Genomic DNA, 2,064 nt, shown 5'->3' with positions numbered 1-2,064 from the left:
CCAACCCCCGGGCCCCCGGGCCCCCGGGCCCCCGCGGGGCCCGCGCCGGGGGGGCCGCCGCCGACAAGGAGTTCGCCGAGGGCTGCCGGCAGCAGGCCGGCCCGGCGCTCGGCCACCTCGGCACTGTCGAGGCCGCCCGCGACATGGACGTGCTCCGCGCCCTGCTGGGCGACGAGAAGCTGAACTTCGTCGGCAAGTCCTACGGCACCTTCCTCGGCGCCACCTACGCCGGGCTCTTCCCGGGCCGGGCGGGGCGGCTGGTGCTCGACGGCGCGATGGACCCGGCGCTGGACTCCGTCACCGGCAACCGCACCCAGGCCGGCGGCTTCGAGACCGCCTGGACCGCGTTCGCGAAGGACTGCGCCAAGCGCGAGGACTGCCCGCTCGGCCGCACCGAGCAGCAGGTCGGCGAGCAGCTCACGGCCCTGCTCGCGGGCGCCCGCACCGACCCGCTGCCCACCACGGGCGGCGGCCGCCGGCTCACCGGGTCCCAGGCGACCACCGGCGTCATCGAGGCCATGTACGCCGACTTCCTCTGGCCTAAGCTGCGCGCGGCGCTCGCCGACGCCAAGGCCGGCGACGGCACCGCTCTGCTGAAGCTCTCCGACGAGTACTACGGGCGCGAGGCGGACGGCTCGTACCCCAACCTGATGTTCGCCAACACCGCGGTGAACTGCCTCGACCTGCCCGCCCCGTTCCGCGGGCCGGAGGACGCCCAGCGGGCGGTGCCGGAGTTCGAGCGGGTCTCCCCGCACTTCGGGCGCGACATGGCCTGGATGGCGCTGGCCTGCACCTACTGGCCGGTCCCGGCCACCGGGGCGGCGCACACCATCCGGGCCGCCGGGGCCGCCCCGATCGTCGTCATCGGCACCACCCGCGACCCGGCCACCCCGTACGCCTGGGCCCGGTCACTGGCCGACCAGCTGGAGTCCGGCCGGCTGCTCACCTTCGACGGCGACGGCCACACCGCGTACGGACGGCACGTCACCTGCGTGGACGACGCGGTGAACCGCTTCCTGCTGACCGGGGAGGCTCCAGAACGGGGCAAGCGCTGCGACCGGTAGGGCGTCCGGGGCCGGTGTCTCGAAAGATAGTTATCACTTCAATCGCCCACTGGTACGACGTTACGATGAGCGCCCCCTGCCACCCTCGCCCGCACCGGAGTTCATCGTGCTCGGAGTCAACGACCTTGCGACGTACGTCCTGGGCGCCCTCGTCATCGTCCTGCTACCCGGCCCCAACTCCCTGTACGTGCTGTCCGTCGCGGCCCGCAAGGGCGTCCGGACCGGCTACCGGGCGGCGGCCGGCGTCTTCGTCGGCGACCTCACCCTGATCAGCCTCACCTCGCTCGGGGCGGCCTCCCTGCTCAAGGCCAACCCGGCCGTCTTCGCCGTGGTCAAGTTCGGCGGCGCCGCCTACCTGCTCTGGATCGGCTACGGCATGCTCCGCGCCGCCCGCGAACTGTGGCGCGAACGCCGCGCCGCCGCCGACCCCACCGTCGAGCCGGCCCCCGAGTCCACCGAGAACCCCTTCCGCCGCGCCCTGGTGATCAGCCTCCTCAACCCGAAGGCGATCCTCTTCCTGCTCTCCTTCTTCACCCAGTTCGTCGACCCCTCCTACGGGCAGCCCGCCCTCTCCTTCGCCCTCCTCGGCGGGGTCCTCCAGACCTTCAGCTTCCTCTACCTCTCCCTCCTGATCTTCGCGGGCACCACCCTCGCCACCGCCTTCCGCCGCCGCAAGCGCCTCTCCGCCACCCTCACCAGCGGCGTCGCCGTCCTCTTCGCCGGCTTCGCCGCCAAGCTCGCCGTCTCCTCCACCTGACCCCACGCCCGGATACCCGGGTACGGATCACCGGCGAACCTGTGTAGACTGACCCGCGTTGCCAGCACACGGCAACGGTGCCGCCTTAGCTCAGTTGGCCAGAGCAACGCACTCGTAATGCGTAGGTCGCGGGTTCGAATCCCGCAGGCGGCTCTTCTTCAAGCCGGTCCCGAGACGCACATCCGGGCCATCACCGGCAGGTGCCCTCCCACGCCACCGCCTGCCGGCGCCTTGCGGCCGACC

At 72.7% G+C, this 2,064-nt stretch carries 2 protein-coding genes and 1 tRNA gene; all 3 read left to right on the top strand.

Annotated features, from left to right (window positions below; translation table 11 throughout):
• Positions 1 to 1,064, top strand: a 1,064-nt coding sequence (locus tag ACFRMQ_RS40370) for an alpha/beta hydrolase (RefSeq protein ID WP_380735897.1), incomplete at its 5' end; no start/stop codon positions are given.
• 106 nt (positions 1,065 to 1,170) lie between these two features.
• Positions 1,171 to 1,821, top strand: coding sequence for a leucine efflux protein LeuE (gene leuE / locus ACFRMQ_RS40365; RefSeq protein WP_380735896.1), 651 nt, complete (start codon positions 1,171 to 1,173; stop codon positions 1,819 to 1,821).
• 79 nt (positions 1,822 to 1,900) lie between these two features.
• Positions 1,901 to 1,974: transfer RNA gene (locus ACFRMQ_RS40360), tRNA-Thr, on the top strand.
• The last annotated feature ends 90 nt before the right edge of the window (positions 1,975 to 2,064 follow it).

Source organism: Kitasatospora sp. NPDC056783 (assembly GCF_042789895.1).
GTDB lineage: Bacteria > Actinomycetota > Actinomycetes > Streptomycetales > Streptomycetaceae > Kitasatospora.
Note: the sequence above shows the minus strand (reverse complement) of the source record. Positions and strands in the feature narration are given on the sequence as shown.